Source organism: Winslowiella toletana (assembly GCF_032164335.1).
Taxonomy (GTDB): domain Bacteria; phylum Pseudomonadota; class Gammaproteobacteria; order Enterobacterales; family Enterobacteriaceae; genus Erwinia; species Erwinia toletana_A.
In genome coordinates, this window is record NZ_CP134152.1 from 1,219,687 (window position 1) to 1,236,123 (window position 16,437).

Here is a 16,437-nt window from a genome sequence, read left to right on the forward strand (position 1 = left end):
TCGGGCTTGCCAGCTTTTTTTTGACTCGCTAATTTAGAGGGCTGCTGAGATGAAACTGTTAATGATTAAATATTGTTTCAGCACTTCAGGCTTGATATAACTTGCTGCGCGATCGTGCAGGGCGGGATGCTCGGGTACGATGTGAATAATAAAGAGGGGATGAATAGAGTGAATAAGTCACAGTTGATCGACAAAATTGCTGCGAATGCTGACATTTCCAAAGCAGCAGCTGGACGTGTATTAGATGCTTTTATGGTTTCCATTTCCGATTCTCTGAAAGCAGGTGAAGAAGTGGCGCTGGTTGGTTTTGGTACTTTCTCTGTTCGCGAGCGTTCAGAGCGTACTGGCCGTAACCCTCAGACGGGTAAAGAGATCACCATCCCAGCGGGTAAAGTTCCTGGCTTCCGTGCCGGTAAAGCGCTGAAAGACGCGGTAAACTGATAGCAGTTAATCCTACATTGAAGCAATTTCTTCGGTGGATTGAGGACTGACAAAGCGTTCTCATGTAACATAAGGGCACATCAGGCAATTGATGTGCCTTTTTTTATCGTTATCTGTGACAAACGCTGTTTGCGCGTGTCAAAACCTGGCCGAATGCTGCAGGCCTGAAGTGCAGCAGCGTCGAATTCCCGCGAGGATGCGGGATGAAAACGTAGGGTTTACATTCACACTACAGCGGAGTGTTGGCATACCATGATGGACAATTTACGCGCGGCGTCGAACCATGTCGTGCTCAAAATTATTTTGGGACTGATTATCCTGTCATTCGTGCTGACCGGGGTCGGCGACTTTTTGATTGGCGGTAACGGAGACTACGCAGCAAAAGTTAACGGTCAGGAGATCAGCCGGTCGCAATTAGAGCGAGCTTTTTCCACTGAGCGTAGCCGTCAGCAGCAGATGCTGGGCGAGCAGTTCTCTCAGCTGGCCAGTAACGAAGGCTATATGCAGCAGATGCGTCAGCAGGCGTTGTCTCAGCTGATTGATGAAGTGCTGCTGGGCCAGTACGCCAAAGATCTGAAACTGGGCATCAGTGATGACCAGATCAAACAGGCAATCTTCGAACAGCCAGCATTCCAGACCGATGGCAAATTTGATAATGCCAAATATCAGGCGCTGATCGGCAATATGGGCTTCAGCCCCGATCAATATGCCGAAGCACTGCGTAAGCAGCTGACCAGTCAGCAACTGGTGACGGCAGTGGCCGGTACCGACTTTATGCTGCAAGGTGAGTCAGACGCGCTGGCAGCATTAGTTTCACAAGAGCGCCTGGTGCGTACTGCGACTATCGACGTCAATAAGCTGGCGGCGCAGCAGACCGTCAGCGACGAAGAGAGCAAAAACTACTACCAGCAGAATCAAAACAGCTTTATGGCGCCAGAGCAGTTCCGTGTCAGCTATATCAAGCTGGATGCGGCAAGCATGCAGCAGCCGGCCAGCGACAGCGAAATTCAGAGCTGGTATGAAGATAATAAAGCTGACTATGGCCAACCGCAGCGTAATCGCTACAGCATCATTCAGACCAAAACCGAAGCAGAAGCGCAGGCGGTTCTCGATCAGCTGAAGCAGGGCGGTGACTTTGCTGCTCTGGCGAAAGAAAAATCAGTCGATCCGATCTCTGCACGCAAAGGCGGTGATATGGGCTGGCTGGAGCCTTCTACCACGCCTGATGAGCTGAAAGACGCTAACCTGACCAGCAAAGGCCAGCTCTCTGGAGTGATCAACTCTTCTGTTGGTTTCCTGGTGGCGCGTCTTGACGATATTCAGCCAGAGAAGATTAAACCGCTGTCTGAAGTCCGTGATGCTATCGCTGATAAAGTGAAGCAGGAAAAAGCTATCGACGCGTATTACAAACTGCAGCAGAAAGTCAGTGACGCAGCGAGTAATGATAACGAGTCACTGGCCAGCGCAGAAGAGGCGGCGGGTGTGAAGGCGGTTGAGACCAGCTGGTTTGGTAAAGACAATCTGCCAGCCGAGCTGAACTTCAAACCGGTAGAGCAGGCGATCTTCAACGGCGGCTTAGTTGGAGAAGGCGGCGCGCCGGGCAGCAACTCCGACATCATTACCGTTGATGGCGATCGTGCATTTGTTCTGCGCACCACCGAACATAAAGCCGAAGCGGTGAAACCGTTTGCTGAGGTTCAGGCGCAGATTGTTGATACCGTTAAGCACAATAAAGCGGTTAAGCAGGCGAAAGCGGATGCTGACAAAATCATTGCCGAGCTGAAAGCGGGCAAACAGGATGCGCTGAAAGCGGCAGGCCTGAGCTTTGGTGAAAGCAAAACCCTGACGCGTAACGGTCAGGACGCAATCACTCAGGCGGTGTTTGCGCTGCCGGAGCCGACGAAAGACCATGCCTCTTATGGCATCAGCGAAGATATGCAGGGCAATGTTGTGCTGCTGTCACTGGATAAAGTGCAGGCTGGCAGCATGCCGGAAGAGCAGAAGAAAGCAATGATCGAGGGCATGACCCAGAACAATGCGCAAATCGCTTTTGAAGCACTGCTGAGCAACCTGCGTAAAGACGCCAAAATTAAGTATGGCGCTGCTGCACAGGCACAGTAATCCTCGCAATTAAAATGCAACCCGTTGCAACAGAAAAGGCCGCTTATGCGGCCTTTTCCATTTTGGTTTTTTGCCGTTTGTTTCCTGCTAAGTAAACCACGTATGTTAGCCGTGCTGTCAAACACACGGAGGAATTACAGCATGAACAACAAATCACTTAATGCACTCTGTCTCTCGCTGGCGCTGCTGTTCGGTAGTGGAGTTGCGGTGGCCAGCGCGCAGCACGCCAGTTCACTGGGCGAGCCGCAAGCGCAGACCGAAGCAGAGGCTGCTACAGCCAGTTCCGCGGAAGCCATCAGTATCAACAATGCCAGCGCAGAACAGCTGGCTGCGGCAATGAATGGTGTGGGCATTAAGAAAGCAGAATCGATAGTCAGCTACCGCGAAAAATATGGCCCGTTCAGTGCAGTAGAACAGCTGAAAGAGGTGCCGGGTATCGGTAATGCACTGGTAGAGCGTAATCTGGCCCGGCTGAAATTGTGATCGCGCTCTCAGCCAGGCATGTTGCTGTCGAAAGCGGGAAACCAGGCTGCTAACCTGTAAGAGGTCATACCAGTCGGTATGGCCTTTTCTTCTGGCGGGGCGACAACGTTATGCAGACAACAATTAAAGTGCGCGGTTATCATCTGGATGTTTATCAGCATGTCAACAATGCGCGCTACCTGGAGTTTCTTGAAGAAGCGCGCTGGGAGTGGCTGGAGCGCAAACAGGCTTTTCAGTGGCTCAGCGACAACCATCTGGCGTTTATTGCGGTCAATATCAATATTAATTATCGTCGTCCGGCGGTACTGGGTGACGTACTGACTATCGACAGTCAGCTGCTGGAGCTGAAGGGCAAAAGCGGGGTGATGAGCCAAAAAGTATTGCTGGCCGACGGGACGCTGGTAGCGGATGCTGCGCTGACATTCGTATGTGTTGATCTGCGCACGCAAAAAGCGCTGCCGCTTGAAGAGGACATGAAAGCGCGGCTGCAGTCAATGTTAACAGAAGTGTAGTGGCGCGCCACTCGGCAGACCATCAGCAAGGGAGCCGAAAACGGCTCCCCATAATACCGGAAGCAAAATTAAATCAGGCCGGTTTTTTGCTGCATACTGGCCATCACTGTGGCGGCGTCAGCCTGATACTCTTTCAGGCCATTGGCACGCAAATGACAGGCGGCACATTCGCCACAGCCATCACCCTTAATGCCGTTATAGCAGGTCAGCGTCTGCTGGCGCACCAGCGGCAACTGCTGCCAGTAATCGGCCAGCGCCCAGGTTTCGGCTTTATTCAGCCACATCAGCGGCGTTTCAAAACGCACGCTGCGAGCCATACCCAGTTCGACGGCATGATTCAGCGCTTTAACAAATTCATCTCGGCAGTCGGGATAACCCGAAAAGTCGGTTTCACAGACGCCGGTGATCACCGCTTCTGCTTCTACCTGATAAGCATAAATTGATGCCAGCGTCAGAAACAGAATGTTGCGTCCCGGTACAAAGGTGCTGGGTAAACCGCCGGCATCCGGATCGAAGGCGGGAACCGGAATGTTATCACGCGTCAGGCTACTGACCGCCAGTTCATTCAGCAGGGTGACATCCAGCACCTTATGCGCCCGCGCACCCAGCTGCAGAGAGAGCGCCTGCGCAACCTCGATCTCTTCGCGATGGCGCTGACCATAATCAAAAGTGACGCAATGCACTTCGTCATATTGTTTGAGGGCCTGAATCAGGCAGGTTGTTGAATCCTGACCGCCGCTAAAAACCACTATTGCACGTTTCATAGTTGTCCTGAATATCGGGTTAAGCGCCTATGGTACTGCCTGCGGCACTCTCACTCAATCATCACCGGTGGGGGTATCCAGGCGCGGGTAAAATCAAACCAGCCCCAGCTGTTAAGATAAATTCCTTCTACGCCGGGCGGTGCGCTGACCTGATAGCGATAATTAAACAGCGGCGTGATAACCGCATCGCTCATCAGCTGCTGAAAAGTGTGTTGCAGGCCGTCAAAGCGATCGGATTCCTGCGCCAGCGCCTGGATCTGATCGAGGCTGGCGATCAACCTGCGATACTGTTCTGCGTCCAGAATGGCGGGCCAGAGTGAATCAAGGCGTAACCAGCTTTCCAGCGTAAATTGCGGCGCGTCGCCAATCAGGCGATCGCCCATGATCAGATCGGCGCTGGGCAGATCGTTGTAATTTTTCCAGCTTTTACCCGGATGAAAATGCAGCTGCAGCTGACAATCATGCATTGCCAACAGTTGCTGTAACTGATGCGCCATCGCATCCAGCTCCACCGGCAGGTGATAGTGGAGTTGCAGGATCGCCGGTAGCGAAATATGCGGATTCTCCGGCCAGCATGGTAGTGGCCAGCCCGGCAGCAATTCGCGACCCGGAGTAATCAGTCCCTCTTCCAGCGGCAGCCTGGCAACCATCTCCGCCTGCTGGATCAAATGCATCAGTTTTGCCGCCTGGGCAGGGCTCAACGCATCGCTTTGCCTGATCGCCAGATAACAGAAGCCGAGACTGATGCTGTTACTGACCGGGCGTAGCCGCGACAACTCATGCTGTGCGCCAATGGCAATCTGCACCGGATGGCGACAGCTGGTGCCCAGCTGGCTGTCGAACAGCTGTGGCGTAATCCAGTACTCAATCGCCTGCATCAGCGGATGTTGCAGGTGATACCAGCCGTGGCTTTCGATCCGCACCAGCGTTGGCGAAAAATGGCTGAGACGATACGGCCCGGCCCCCAACTTTTCATCCTGTGGATGGGGTAACAGACAGCTCACACTGGCCAGGCGGTGTGCCAGCCAGTTGTCAGGACAGTGCAGTTCAAAGCGCAGGCAGAGTGCATGCGCCAGCGTGATGCTTTTGACACTGGCAAGCAGTTTACTGCCGGTTTCACTTTGCAGAATGCGTTGCAGTTGCTGCTGTAACTGACCGGCATCGATCGCTTCGCCGCTGTGCCAGTGCAGCTGCGGGCGCAAAAAGAAAAACCACTCTTTCTGATTGTCACCGCACACCCAGTGATGTGCCAGATCGGCCACCGGCTGGTGGTCGGCAAAGCGGGTGAGTCCGGCATAAATATGCCGCGCCAGATGCTGCTCGGCACGTCCGTCAAGGCTTAGCGGCTGAATATCATCCAGTGGGCGGTAGTAGGGGATACGCAGCGTCGGTGCGTCATTCTGCCACTGTCCGCCCATAAACGGCTGCAACAGATGAGCAAGCTGCTCTGGTGCCAGTTGCACTAATTGCAGCGCATGCTGCGTTTGACCGCCATCCAGTTGCTGCTGTAGCAACGCGCTGCGTAACTGCTCAGGATTTTGCAGAAAGCGCAGCGTGCCGCGTTTACCGCGGCCGGATTGTGCCTGCCAGTCAAGCCATTCATTCTGTTGCCACTGGCGCAACAGAGTACGAACATGGCGCTCACTGCAAAAGCAACGTTCAGCCATCTCGGCCACGCTGGTTTGCTGTACCGCGCCCCGACTGTGTTGCCACAGTCTGGTAAACTGATTCAGACGATTGAGCTGGCGCATAATGAAACCCGGAAGTGATTTCACAAAGTATTCACTATTAGTTCCGTAAATACCAGGTGATACTCTACGATGATTATTTAATCGTTAGCAGGAGATGAGATGTCACGTTTAGCCGCTTTTGATATGGATGGCACCTTATTATTGCCTAACCACCAGTTAGGGGAAGAAACGCTGGCGGCACTGCGTGCGCTGCAGCAGAAAAAGGTGGTGCTGGCTTTCGCTACCGGCAGGCATCTGCTTGAAATGAAGATTCTGGCCGCCGATCTGGCTCTTGATGCCTGGCTTATCACCGGCAATGGCACACGTATCAACGGACTACAGGGCGAGCAATTGTTCGGCTGCGATTTGCCCGCGGAGATTGCGCACCTGGTGACCCACACCCAGTGGGACACCACGGCCACTCTGCATCTGTTTAATGATGATGGCTGGTTTACCGGCGCGGAGCTGCCGGAAATATTACAGGCGCATCTGCTGAGTGGCTTCAGTTATCAGCTGGGTGATGTACGCAATATTCCGGCCGATAAAGTAACTAAAATCTGCTTTATCGCTGAGCATGACGAGCTGTGCCGCCTCGAGATCCAGCTGCGCGAAGCGCTGGGCGATCGTGCGCATTTGTGTTTTTCGGCCTGGGAGTGTCTGGAAGTGCTGCCGCTTAACTGTAATAAAGGCACCGCGCTTAATTTTCTCAGCAACCATTTGGGGCTGACAATGGCCGACTGCATGGCTTTTGGTGATGCGATGAACGATCGGGAAATGCTGGAGAGCGTCGGGCGCGGATTTATTATGGGCAATGCAATGCATCAACTGAAAAACGAACTGCCGCATTTACCGGTGATCGGGCATTGTGCGACGCAGGGGGTATCACATTATCTGAATCACTGGCTGACAACTCCGGATCTCAGTTATACCCCGCGCTCCTGACGCGACAGCAACCCATCCCGCCAGTGTTAACTATCGCGAGCCGGTCACTTCGCACTGTTCGGCTTTTTTTCGCCCGGCATCACCTTAATGATTACGTAACATAATGATTAATTGAATTTAATTTTACTGGCTTCGCTTTGCTGTGGCTGAGATAACCTCAATCTTCTCAGGCTATTTTCAATGGAGCGAAATATGAACCCTTGTCGGGTGGGATTTAATGGCCAGCGTCTGGACCCAATCAGCGGAGCCAGCCATTTAGGTAACGGTTATCGCGCTTATCATCCCTCGCTGATGCGATTTAATCGCCCGGATGGCTGGGCGCCCTTTGGCGCTGGCGGCATCAATCCTTATCTCTACTGTGACGGCGATCCGCTGAATCGCGTTGACCCGTCGGGGCACGCAAGCTGGCTGGCTGGCCTGGGGATCGGACTGGGAATTTTGGGCATTGTCGCTGCGCTGTTAACCGGCGGTGCCGCTATCGCCGTAGCCGGAAGTCTCAGTGCGGCAATCGGCAGCGCCTCGCCGCTGTCATTGCTCAGCGGAATTGCAGGGCTGGTGGCAGATGTCAGCGGCATCGCCAGCACCGCCACCGCACACAGCAACCGCAGAGCGTCAACGGCGCTAAGCTGGATCTCTCTTGCAGCCGGAATGCTTTCCCTCGGGATGGGGCTGGCATCTATGGCCTGGCGAAGAGTGAATTCAGCAGTCAGACAACTGGGCAACTTGAGTTCAGCGAGATCCACATGGGGAAATGTCGACGATATAGAAAATATTCAGATGCTGGGAGTAGGAAGCTCAACTCGCCCCTCGAGGATCACAGACATCTATTACAGCTTTGATGACGTTAAAAAAGGCTCCCGACGTCTGAATATTGTTGCGCATGGCCGGTTTGAACAAAGTTTAAATTACGCGACCGTTGGATTCAGTCAGGTATCCACCCGCTATACCGGTGCAAGCTTTGCAGCTTATCTGTCGGATATGGGCATCAACTTCTCTGATTATGCTGACGGCGGCGTAAGACAGATCGTTTGCTATTCCGCGGATGGCGCTGACAGCTTTGCCGCCAGCTTTGCCCGGCAGTCGGGTTTATCGGTAAAAGCATTCAGCGGGCCGGTAACCACAGAAGGTGAATTGCAATCCATGGTCAATGCGCATGCGTCACCCACCCACCTTGAAAAGATGTTTAACGGTAATTTACTGGTAGCGGAAGAATCTTTAAATGAGGGGCTTGTCGAGCTGGAATCGAGAGATAATTTATTCCGTGTCATCAAAGAGAACCGGGGGATCAGCGGCGGGTATAATCCGCTGACCACTCGTCCGGCAAAAAGCTAACGGTCAGACGTTGCCGCTTGATAACGCCGCCTGCCAACTGCTGATATCACCGATATTGTCAGCCACCCATTTGGCGTTGTAGTAACTGTCGAGATAGCGTTCACCGCTGTCACACAGCAGAGTAACAATCGCCCCCTGACGCCCTTGCTCACGCATCTGTCGGGCGACCTGCAAGGCACCCCAAACGTTGGTGCCGGTGGACGCGCCGACTTTGCGGCCAAGCTGTTTTTCCATCCACAGCATGGTTGCGATGCTGGCGCCATCCGGCACCTTCAGCATGCTGTCAATTACGTCGGGAATAAACGACGGCTCGACGCGTGGGCGGCCAATCCCTTCAATTTTGCTGCCCACCGCGCTACGCAGGGCAGCATCACGCTGACGCCAGTAGTCATAAAATACTGAATTTTCAGGGTCGACCACCATCAATTGGGTATCATGACCCTGGTAACGTAAATAGCGGCCAATGGTGGCTGAAGTACCGCCGGTTCCGGCACTCATTACAATGGTATCAGGAATCGGGAAAGGCTCGCTGGACATCTGGCGGAAGATGCTTTCCGCGATATTGTTATTGCCACGCCAGTCGGTGGCACGCTCGGCATAGGTAAACTGATCCATAAAGTGACCATCGAGATCGCGCGCCAGCCGTTCTGATTCAGCATACAGCTGACAAGGATCGCTGACGAAATGACACTGCCCGCCATAAAAGGCAATCTGCTCAACTTTACGTCTGGCGGTGCTGGCCGGCATCACGGCAATAAAAGGTAACCCCAACAGCCGGGCAAAATAAGCTTCCGACACGGCGGTACTGCCCGATGATGCCTCGATAATCGGACGATCCTGTTTTATCCAGCCATTACTCAGGCCATACAAAAACAGGGAGCGTGCCAGCCGATGTTTCAGGCTGCCGGTCGGATGGGTGCTTTCATCTTTCAGATACAGCCAGATGCCAGGATAATCAGCCAGTGCCAGGCGGATCAGATGAGTATCGGCAGATCGCTGAAAGTCAGCGTTGATTTCTTTGATGGCGTGTTTGGTCCACTGGCTGTTCATGGGCTGGCTCCTGAAAATGATGAACAGAGAGTAAGGCATTTCCGGGAAAAAAGGTTTGCCTTCTTTCCTGTATAATCGCCAGATTAGAGAAATATTTTCTCCTGGATGGCCGTATGTTAGATAAAACTGACCGTAAACTGCTGGCGTTATTGCAGAATGACTGCACGTTGTCCTTACAGGCGCTGGCCGACGCGGTGAATCTCACCACCACACCGTGCTGGAAACGGCTGAAAAAGCTGGAAGATGACGGCATTATCCGTGGCCGGGTAGCGCTGCTTGACGGTGAAAAACTCGGGCTGTCGCTGACGGCGTTTATGCTGATTAAAACGCATCAGCACAGCAGCGAGTGGTATCAGCAGTTTGTTGATGTGGTACAGAGCATGCCAGAAGTCATGGCGTTTTATCGCATGGCCGGTGAGTATGATTATCTGCTGCGAATCCAGGTGGCTGACATGAAACGCTACGATGCGTTTTACAAACGTTTAGTGAACGGCATTCCAGGCTTAATCGATGTCACTTCGAGTTTTGCCATGGAAGAGATAAAATACACTACGGCATTGCCGGTAAATCCATAATCTGATGCGGTATCACCGCTTTCTCCAACCCCAGGAATTATTGCGTGCGATTGTTTAGCCAATTAAGTTGGTATTTTGCCCGGGAATGGCGTCGTTATCTCGGCGCGGTTTCATTGCTGATTGTGATAGCAATTTTGCAACTGCTGCCACCAAAAGTGGTGGGGGAGATTGTCGACGGCGTGACGCAACAGCAGATGAGCGCCGGGCAAATTATGATGTGGATCGGCTTGATGCTGGTAACCGCGCTGGTGGTCTATCTGCTGCGTTACGTCTGGCGCGTGCTGCTGTTCGGTGCCTCTTATCAACTGGCGGTGGAGCTGCGCGAAGATTTCTATCGTCAGCTGAGCCGGCAGCACCCTGAATTTTATCTGCGCCACCGCACCGGTGATCTGATTGCCCGCGCCACCAATGACGTCGACCGGGTGGTATTTGCCGCCGGCGAAGGAGTACTGACGCTGGTGGACTCTCTGGTGATGGGGCTGGCGGTGCTGATCGTAATGAGCACGCAAATCAGCTGGCAACTGACGCTGCTGGCGCTGTTACCAATGCCGGTAATGGCGCTGGTGATTAAACGCTACGGCGATCAGCTGCATAACCGCTTCAAACTGGCACAGGCTGCGTTCTCCTCATTGAATAACCAGACTCAGGAAAGCCTGACCAGTATCCGCATGATCAAAGCTTTTGGTCTGGAAGACCATCAGTCTGCCCAGTTTGCCGATATCGCCCGTGATACCGGCGAGAAAAACATGCGCGTCGCGCGCGTGGATGCGCGTTTTGATCCCACTATTTATATCGCAATCGGCATGTCTAACCTGCTGGCGATTGGCGGCGGCAGCTGGCTGGTATGGCATGGGGACATGACGCTGGGCCAGTTGACCAGTTTTGTGATGTATCTCGGCCTGATGATCTGGCCAATGCTGGCGCTGGCGTGGATGTTTAATATTGTCGAGCGCGGCAGCGCGGCGTGGAGCCGCATTCGCGCGCTGTTATCAGAAGCGCCAGCGGTCGCCGACGGCGATAAAACGCTGCCGGAAGGGCGCGGTATGTTGCAGGTGGCGATCCGTGAATTTAGCTGGCCGGGCAGTCAGCAGGCCGCGTTACGCAATGTGAATTTCAACCTGAAGCCGGGGCAGATGTTAGGGCTGTGCGGCCCGACCGGTTCCGGTAAAAGCACCTTGCTGAGTCTGATTCAGCGCCATTTCGATATTGCGCAGGGCGATATTCGCTATCACGGTATTCCGCTGACTCAGCTACGCATTGACAGCTGGCGTGGGCGACTGGCGGTGGTCAATCAGACGCCGTTCCTGTTTTCTGATAGCGTCGCCAATAATATTGCGCTGGGTCGTCCGGGGGCGACGCAGAGCGAAATTGAAGAGGCGGCGCGTCTCGCCAGCGTGCATGACGATATTTTGCGGCTGCCGCAGGGTTATGAAACTGAGGTGGGCGAGCGCGGTGTGATGCTGTCCGGCGGACAAAAACAGCGTATTTCTATCGCGCGCGCGCTGCTGCTTAACGCCGAAATCTTGCTGCTGGATGATGCACTGTCGGCGGTGGATGGTCGCACTGAGCATCAGATTCTGCATAATCTGCGCAGCTGGGGTGAAGGACGCACGGTGATTATCAGTGCCCATCGCCTGTCAGCTCTGACCGAGGCCAGTGAAATTCTGGTGATGCAGCACGGCGTGGTGGCGCAGCGCGGTAGCCATGAGCAGTTAACGGAACAGTCGGGCTGGTACAGCGATATGTATCGTTATCAGCAGCTGGAAGCGGCGCTTGATGAAGATGAGAATGAGAAGGGCGTGCCACATGAATAGTTTGCCGCAGATTTGGCCTACCTTAAAGCGCCTGCTCTCCTACGGTAAACCCTGGCGTAAATCGCTGGGTATTGCGGTAGTGCTGTTATGGATCGCGGCGGCGGCGGAAGTGATGGGACCGATCCTGATCAGCTACTTTATCGATAATATGGTGGCGAAACACCATATGCCGCTGGGGATCGCGCTCGGACTGGTGGTCGGTTACATCTTGCTGCAGGTGCTGGCGGCCTCACTGCATTACGCTCAGTCACTGCTGTTCAGTGAGGCGGCGGTCGGTGTGGTGCAACGCCTGCGCAGTGATGTGATGGATGCGGCGCTGCGTCAGCCACTCAGCGCGTTCGATACTCAACCGGTTGGGCAAATTATTTCGCGTGTGACCAATGACACCGAAGTGGTGCGCGATCTGTATGTCACCGTGGTGGCGACGGTACTGCGTGCCGCGGCGCTGATTGGTGCCATGCTGGTGGCGATGTTCAGCCTTGACTGGCGCATGGCGCTGGTGGCAATCACGATTTTCCCGGCGGTAATCACCGTAATGCTGATTTATCAGCGCTACAGCACGCCAATCGTGCGTCGGGTACGCAGCTATCTGGCGGATATTAACAACGGCTTTAATGAAGTAATTAACGGTATGAGCGTTATTCAGCAGTTTCGCCAGCAGGCTCGCTTTGGCGAGCGCATGGGCGAAGCCAGCCGTTCACACTATCTGGCGCGGATGCAAACGCTGCGGCTTGATGGCTTTTTACTGCGTCCGTTACTCAGCCTGTTCTCGGCTCTGATACTGTGCGGCCTGATGATGCTGTTTGGCTTCTCTTCGGTCGGCAGTATTGAGGTTGGCGTGCTGTATGCCTTTATTAACTACCTTGGACGACTCAACGAGCCGCTGATTGAGCTGACCACGCAACAATCAATGTTGCAGCAAGCGGTGGTCGCCGGCGAGCGTATTTTTGAACTGATGGATGCGCCGCGCCAGCAATACGGTCACGACCGGCGGCCGCTGACCAGCGGCCGCATTGAGGTTGACCAGCTCAGCTTTGCCTATCGCGACGATCGTAATGTACTCAGTGACATTAATTTGCAGGTGCCTGCGCGCGATTTTGTCGCGCTGGTCGGGCATACCGGCAGCGGCAAGAGCACGCTGGCTAATTTACTGATGGGTTATTATCCGCTGAAGCAGGGCGAAATTCGCCTCGATGGCCGCCCGTTGAGCAGCCTCAGCCACCAGACGCTACGTCAGGGCGTGGCGATGGTACAGCAGGATCCGGTGGTGCTGGCGGATACCTTTTTTGCCAATGTCACGCTGGGGCGCGATATCAGCGAGCAGCAGGTGTGGCAGGCACTTGAGACCGTACAGCTGGCCGAACTGGCGCGCGGCCTGGCCGAGGGGATCCATACCCGGCTGGGCGAGCAGGGTAATAATTTGTCAGTCGGCCAGAAACAGCTGCTGGCCATGGCGCGTGTGCTGGTGGCGGCACCGCAGATTCTGATTCTGGATGAAGCGACTGCCAATATTGATTCGGGTACTGAGCAGGCGATTCAGCGCGCGCTGCGGGCGATTCGTCAGCACACCACGCTGGTGGTGATTGCCCATCGCCTGTCCACCATTATCGAAGCCGATACCATTCTGGTGCTGCATCGCGGCCAGGCAGTCGAGCAGGGTAATCACCGCGAATTACTGGCGCAGCAGGGGCGTTACTGGCAAATGTATCAGTTGCAGCTGGCCGGCGATGAACTTAACTCGGGCATCACGGCCGAAGCCTGAGGACTGATTGCACCTTTTTTGCGCAATTTTTTCGGCATGTTTCACCTTGATGCACTTTCCTGAACAGCTGACGCACCGAAATGGTGCGTTTTGTCCTTATTGCCCGCCAGTACGCTGCGGCGCTTCCCATCCTGATGCCCGGTATTACCCGGTTGCAGACCGTCTTATTCGCTGAAATTTCCCGGTTTTTAATTTATGGCACAGCCTTTGCTTTATACATCCCGGGTTGGGTGTAACTGACATTTTCCAATAGCTGGAGGGGATCGTATGAAGCTGGTTACCGTGGTAATCAAACCGTTCAAACTGGAAGACGTGCGTGAAGCACTGTCCTCTATCGGCATTCAGGGCCTGACCGTCACCGAGGTGAAAGGTTTTGGTCGCCAGAAAGGTCATGCAGAACTCTATCGCGGTGCTGAGTACAGCGTGAACTTCCTGCCAAAAGTAAAAATTGATGTGGCTATCGCCGACGATCAGATCGATGAAGTGATCGACGTGATTAGCAAAGCCGCTTACACCGGCAAAATTGGCGACGGTAAGATCTTCGTTGCAGAACTGCAGCGTGTCATCCGTATTCGTACCGGTGAAACTGACGAAGCCGCGCTGTAATTTCGGGGTCTGAACTGTGATGGGATGGAATAAAATGAAAAAAGTACTGACGACGTTGGGTTTGGCAAGCCTGGCACTGTTACCATCGCTCGCGATGGCTGCACCTGCCGTTGCAGATAAAGCTGATAACGCCTTTATGATGATTTGCACCGCGCTGGTGCTGTTTATGTCTATACCAGGTATTGCATTGTTTTACGGCGGTCTGATTCGCGGTAAAAACGTGCTGTCGATGTTGACGCAGGTGGCGGTTACTTTTTCGCTGGTTTGCGTGCTGTGGATGCTGTATGGCTACTCGCTGGCGTTCAGCGAAGGTAATGCTTTCTTCGGTGGTTTCAGCATGGCAATGCTGAAAAATATCGAACTGACGGCCTTGTCGGGTTCCTTCTATCAGTATATTCACGTGGCGTTTCAGTGTTCATTCGCTTGTATTACCGTGGGGCTGATTGTTGGTGCCATCGCCGAGCGTATTCGCTTCTCGGCGGTACTGATCTTTGTGGTGATTTGGCTGACGCTGGCTTATTTGCCGGTGGCGCATATGGTGTGGGGCGGTGGTTTCCTGGCACAGGATGGCGCGCTGGACTTCGCCGGTGGGACAGTGGTGCACATCAATGCCGCGGTTGCCGGTCTGGTTGGCGCTTACCTGCTGGGCAAACGTGCTGGCTTCGGTAAAGAAGCTTTCAAACCACACAACCTGCCGATGGTATTTATCGGTACGGCGATTCTGTATGTTGGCTGGTTTGGTTTCAACGCCGGTTCGGCAAGCTCTGCCAACGAAATCGCCGCGCTGGCGTTCCTCAATACCGTAATGGCAACAGCGGGCGCGGTACTGGCGTGGACCTTTGGCGAGTGGATGTTCCGCGGTAAGCCTTCACTGCTGGGTGCTTGTTCAGGCGTCATTGCCGGTCTGGTCGCAATAACGCCAGCCTGCGGTTATGTCGGCGTCGGGGGTGCTCTGATTATTGGTATCGCCGGTGGTATCGCTGGCCTGTGGGGTGTCACCATCCTGAAGAAATGGCTGCGCGTTGACGATCCCTGCGATGTGTTCGGTGTGCACGGCGTTTGTGGTATTGTCGGCTGCATCCTGACCGGTGTGTTCGCCTCTACCTCACTGGGCGGCGTTGGCTACGCAGAGGGCGTGACCATGGGCCACCAGGTGCTGATTCAGTTGCTGAGTGTGGTAGTGACGATTGTCTGGACCGCAGTGGTTGCCTTTATCGGCTTCAAAATTGCCGACATGATTGTTGGCCTGCGTGTACCGGAAGAGCAGGAGCGTGAAGGTCTGGACGTTAACAGCCACGGCGAGAATGCTTACAACCACTAAGCGTAATGGCTGACTAAGAAAAGCAGTGCAATAAAAAACAGAAGAAAAAAAAGGGGCGATGTCACTGACATCGCCCCTTACTATTTGCCTCCGGCCAGCTTAACTGCGATGACGCATAACCCCTTCCTGCACCGTCGATGCCACCAGCGTGCCATCCTGAGTATAGAATTCACCGCGTACAAAGCCGCGAGCGCCTGAAGCTGAGGTGCTGACTACGTTATACAGCAGCCACTGATTCAGATCGAAAGGGCGGTGGAACCACATCGAGTGGTCGATGGTTGCCACCTGCATTCCCGACTCAAGGAACCCCTTACCATGTGGCTGTAATGCCACCGGCAAAAAGTTGAAATCCGAAGCATAACCCAGCAGATACTGATGAATACGGATATCCTCGGGCATCTGACCATTTGCGCGAAACCACACCTGACGTTCAGGCAGATCCACATGCCCTTGCAGCGGGTTGTGAAACTTCACCGGGCGAATTTCCAGTGGTTTTTCAGCAAGAAATTTTTCGCGCGCCTTTTCCGGAATAAATTCCGCCAGCTGTATGGCGATATCGGTCTCTGAGGGCAGATTTTCCGGCCCCGGAACCTGCGGCATGCTGTTTTGATGTTCGTAACCGCTTTCCGGCGACTGGAATGAAGCGGTCATATAGAAAATCGGCTGGCCATTCTGAATCGCGCTGACGCGGCGCGCGCTGAAGCTATTGCCGTCACGCAGGGTTTCGACATCGTAGATTATCGGCTTCTGGCTGTCGCCGGGGCGTAAGAAATAGCTGTGAAAAGAGTGGATCATCCGGTCGGCAGGCACCATCTGTTTAGCCGCGTACAGCGCCTGGCCGACAACCTGGCCTCCAAAGACCTGGCGCAGGCCTAAGTCCTCGCTCTGACCACGAAACAGGCCTTCTTCTAATTTTTCTAATTTGAGCAGATCTAACAGGTTTTGCAGTGCCTGGCTCATAGCAACATCCTCGAAAATGGTTCA

15 protein-coding genes are annotated in these 16,437 nt (G+C 54.1%); 11 read left to right on the top strand and 4 right to left on the bottom strand.

The window, feature by feature from the left end; translation table 11 throughout:
• Positions 1–168 precede the first annotated feature (168 nt).
• The 4 genes from hupB (at position 169) to RIN69_RS05645 (ending at position 3,557) form a co-directional block, all read left to right on the top strand.
• Positions 169–441, top strand: a complete 273-nt coding sequence (gene hupB / locus RIN69_RS05630; protein WP_313856124.1) for a nucleoid-associated protein HU-beta — start codon at positions 169–171, stop codon at positions 439–441.
• A 252-nt stretch (positions 442–693) separates the two neighbouring features.
• Complete coding sequence (gene ppiD, locus RIN69_RS05635) at positions 694–2,562, top strand: peptidylprolyl isomerase (RefSeq protein WP_313856125.1); 1,869 nt, start codon at positions 694–696, stop codon at positions 2,560–2,562.
• Positions 2,563–2,703: 141 nt separating this feature from the next.
• Complete coding sequence (locus RIN69_RS05640; protein ID WP_313856127.1) at positions 2,704–3,045, top strand: helix-hairpin-helix domain-containing protein; 342 nt, start codon at positions 2,704–2,706, stop codon at positions 3,043–3,045.
• Between the two features lie 110 nt (positions 3,046–3,155).
• On the top strand, positions 3,156–3,557 hold the full coding sequence (locus RIN69_RS05645; protein ID WP_313856129.1) for a YbgC/FadM family acyl-CoA thioesterase: 402 nt from the start codon (positions 3,156–3,158) through the stop codon (positions 3,555–3,557).
• 68 nt (positions 3,558–3,625) lie between these two features.
• On the opposite strand, the gene queC is transcribed toward RIN69_RS05645, so the two are convergent.
• Together queC and RIN69_RS05655 are read right to left on the bottom strand one after the other, a co-directional pair.
• A complete protein-coding gene (queC, locus tag RIN69_RS05650) occupies positions 3,626–4,321 on the bottom strand; it encodes a 7-cyano-7-deazaguanine synthase QueC (protein WP_313856131.1) in 696 nt (231 codons plus the stop codon).
• 50 nt (positions 4,322–4,371) lie between these two features.
• Positions 4,372–6,072, bottom strand: a complete 1,701-nt coding sequence (locus RIN69_RS05655; RefSeq protein ID WP_313856132.1) for an SgrR family transcriptional regulator — start codon at positions 6,070–6,072, stop codon at positions 4,372–4,374.
• Positions 6,073–6,171: 99 nt separating this feature from the next.
• Between RIN69_RS05655 and cof the strand changes: the two genes are divergently transcribed.
• Both cof and RIN69_RS05665 read left to right on the top strand, forming a co-directional pair.
• Positions 6,172–6,993 (top strand): HMP-PP phosphatase, encoded by an 822-nt coding sequence (gene cof, locus RIN69_RS05660; protein ID WP_313856134.1) that lies wholly within the window; start codon positions 6,172–6,174, stop codon positions 6,991–6,993.
• A gap of 180 nt (positions 6,994–7,173) precedes the next feature.
• Positions 7,174–8,325, top strand: coding sequence for an RHS repeat-associated core domain-containing protein (locus RIN69_RS05665; protein ID WP_313856136.1), 1,152 nt, complete (start codon positions 7,174–7,176; stop codon positions 8,323–8,325).
• Positions 8,326–8,328: 3 nt separating this feature from the next.
• Here RIN69_RS05665 and RIN69_RS05670 read toward each other — a convergent pair whose 3' ends face one another.
• Positions 8,329–9,375, bottom strand: a complete 1,047-nt coding sequence (locus RIN69_RS05670; RefSeq protein WP_313856139.1) for a PLP-dependent cysteine synthase family protein — start codon at positions 9,373–9,375, stop codon at positions 8,329–8,331.
• A gap of 113 nt (positions 9,376–9,488) precedes the next feature.
• On the opposite strand from RIN69_RS05670, the gene RIN69_RS05675 reads away from it, so the two are divergent.
• The 5 genes from RIN69_RS05675 to amtB all read left to right on the top strand — a co-directional run bounded on the left by RIN69_RS05675 (position 9,489) and on the right by amtB (position 15,453).
• Positions 9,489–9,950 (top strand): Lrp/AsnC family transcriptional regulator, encoded by a 462-nt coding sequence (locus RIN69_RS05675; protein WP_313856141.1) that lies wholly within the window; start codon positions 9,489–9,491, stop codon positions 9,948–9,950.
• A 44-nt stretch (positions 9,951–9,994) separates the two neighbouring features.
• Positions 9,995–11,764, top strand: a complete 1,770-nt coding sequence (locus RIN69_RS05680; RefSeq protein ID WP_313856143.1) for a SmdA family multidrug ABC transporter permease/ATP-binding protein — start codon at positions 9,995–9,997, stop codon at positions 11,762–11,764.
• Complete coding sequence (locus tag RIN69_RS05685; protein WP_313856144.1) at positions 11,757–13,526, top strand: SmdB family multidrug efflux ABC transporter permease/ATP-binding protein; 1,770 nt, start codon at positions 11,757–11,759, stop codon at positions 13,524–13,526. Before RIN69_RS05680 ends, RIN69_RS05685 begins: the two co-directional genes overlap by 8 nt.
• A gap of 267 nt (positions 13,527–13,793) precedes the next feature.
• Entirely contained in the window at positions 13,794–14,132 is a 339-nt protein-coding gene (glnK, locus tag RIN69_RS05690; protein WP_313856146.1) for a P-II family nitrogen regulator, read from the top strand.
• Between the two features lie 34 nt (positions 14,133–14,166).
• A complete protein-coding gene (gene amtB, locus RIN69_RS05695; protein ID WP_313856149.1) occupies positions 14,167–15,453 on the top strand; it encodes an ammonium transporter AmtB in 1,287 nt (428 codons plus the stop codon).
• Between the two features lie 99 nt (positions 15,454–15,552).
• On the opposite strand, the gene tesB is transcribed toward amtB, so the two are convergent.
• Entirely contained in the window at positions 15,553–16,413 is an 861-nt protein-coding gene (tesB, locus tag RIN69_RS05700; RefSeq protein WP_313856151.1) for an acyl-CoA thioesterase II, read from the bottom strand.
• Positions 16,414–16,437 lie beyond the last annotated feature (24 nt).

What these genes read in the sequence shown, in the direction of transcription:
- cof (WP_313856134.1), top strand. Translation starts at nt 6,172, where the DNA reads ATGTCACGTTTAGCCGCTTTTGATATGGATGGCACCTTATTATTGCCT.
- RIN69_RS05675 (WP_313856141.1), top strand. Translation starts at nt 9,489, where the DNA reads ATGTTAGATAAAACTGACCGTAAACTGCTGGCGTTATTGCAGAATGAC.
- RIN69_RS05655 (WP_313856132.1), bottom strand. Translation starts at nt 6,072, where the DNA reads ATGCGCCAGCTCAATCGTCTGAATCAGTTTACCAGACTGTGGCAACAC.
- RIN69_RS05665 (WP_313856136.1), top strand. Translation starts at nt 7,174, where the DNA reads ATGGAGCGAAATATGAACCCTTGTCGGGTGGGATTTAATGGCCAGCGT.
- queC (WP_313856131.1), bottom strand. Translation starts at nt 4,321, where the DNA reads ATGAAACGTGCAATAGTGGTTTTTAGCGGCGGTCAGGATTCAACAACC.
- glnK (WP_313856146.1), top strand. Translation starts at nt 13,794, where the DNA reads ATGAAGCTGGTTACCGTGGTAATCAAACCGTTCAAACTGGAAGACGTG.
- amtB (WP_313856149.1), top strand. Translation starts at nt 14,167, where the DNA reads ATGAAAAAAGTACTGACGACGTTGGGTTTGGCAAGCCTGGCACTGTTA.
- RIN69_RS05640 (WP_313856127.1), top strand. Translation starts at nt 2,704, where the DNA reads ATGAACAACAAATCACTTAATGCACTCTGTCTCTCGCTGGCGCTGCTG.
- RIN69_RS05685 (WP_313856144.1), top strand. Translation starts at nt 11,757, where the DNA reads ATGAATAGTTTGCCGCAGATTTGGCCTACCTTAAAGCGCCTGCTCTCC.
- RIN69_RS05670 (WP_313856139.1), bottom strand. Translation starts at nt 9,375, where the DNA reads ATGAACAGCCAGTGGACCAAACACGCCATCAAAGAAATCAACGCTGAC.
- ppiD (WP_313856125.1), top strand. Translation starts at nt 694, where the DNA reads ATGATGGACAATTTACGCGCGGCGTCGAACCATGTCGTGCTCAAAATT.
- tesB (WP_313856151.1), bottom strand. Translation starts at nt 16,413, where the DNA reads ATGAGCCAGGCACTGCAAAACCTGTTAGATCTGCTCAAATTAGAAAAA.
- RIN69_RS05645 (WP_313856129.1), top strand. Translation starts at nt 3,156, where the DNA reads ATGCAGACAACAATTAAAGTGCGCGGTTATCATCTGGATGTTTATCAG.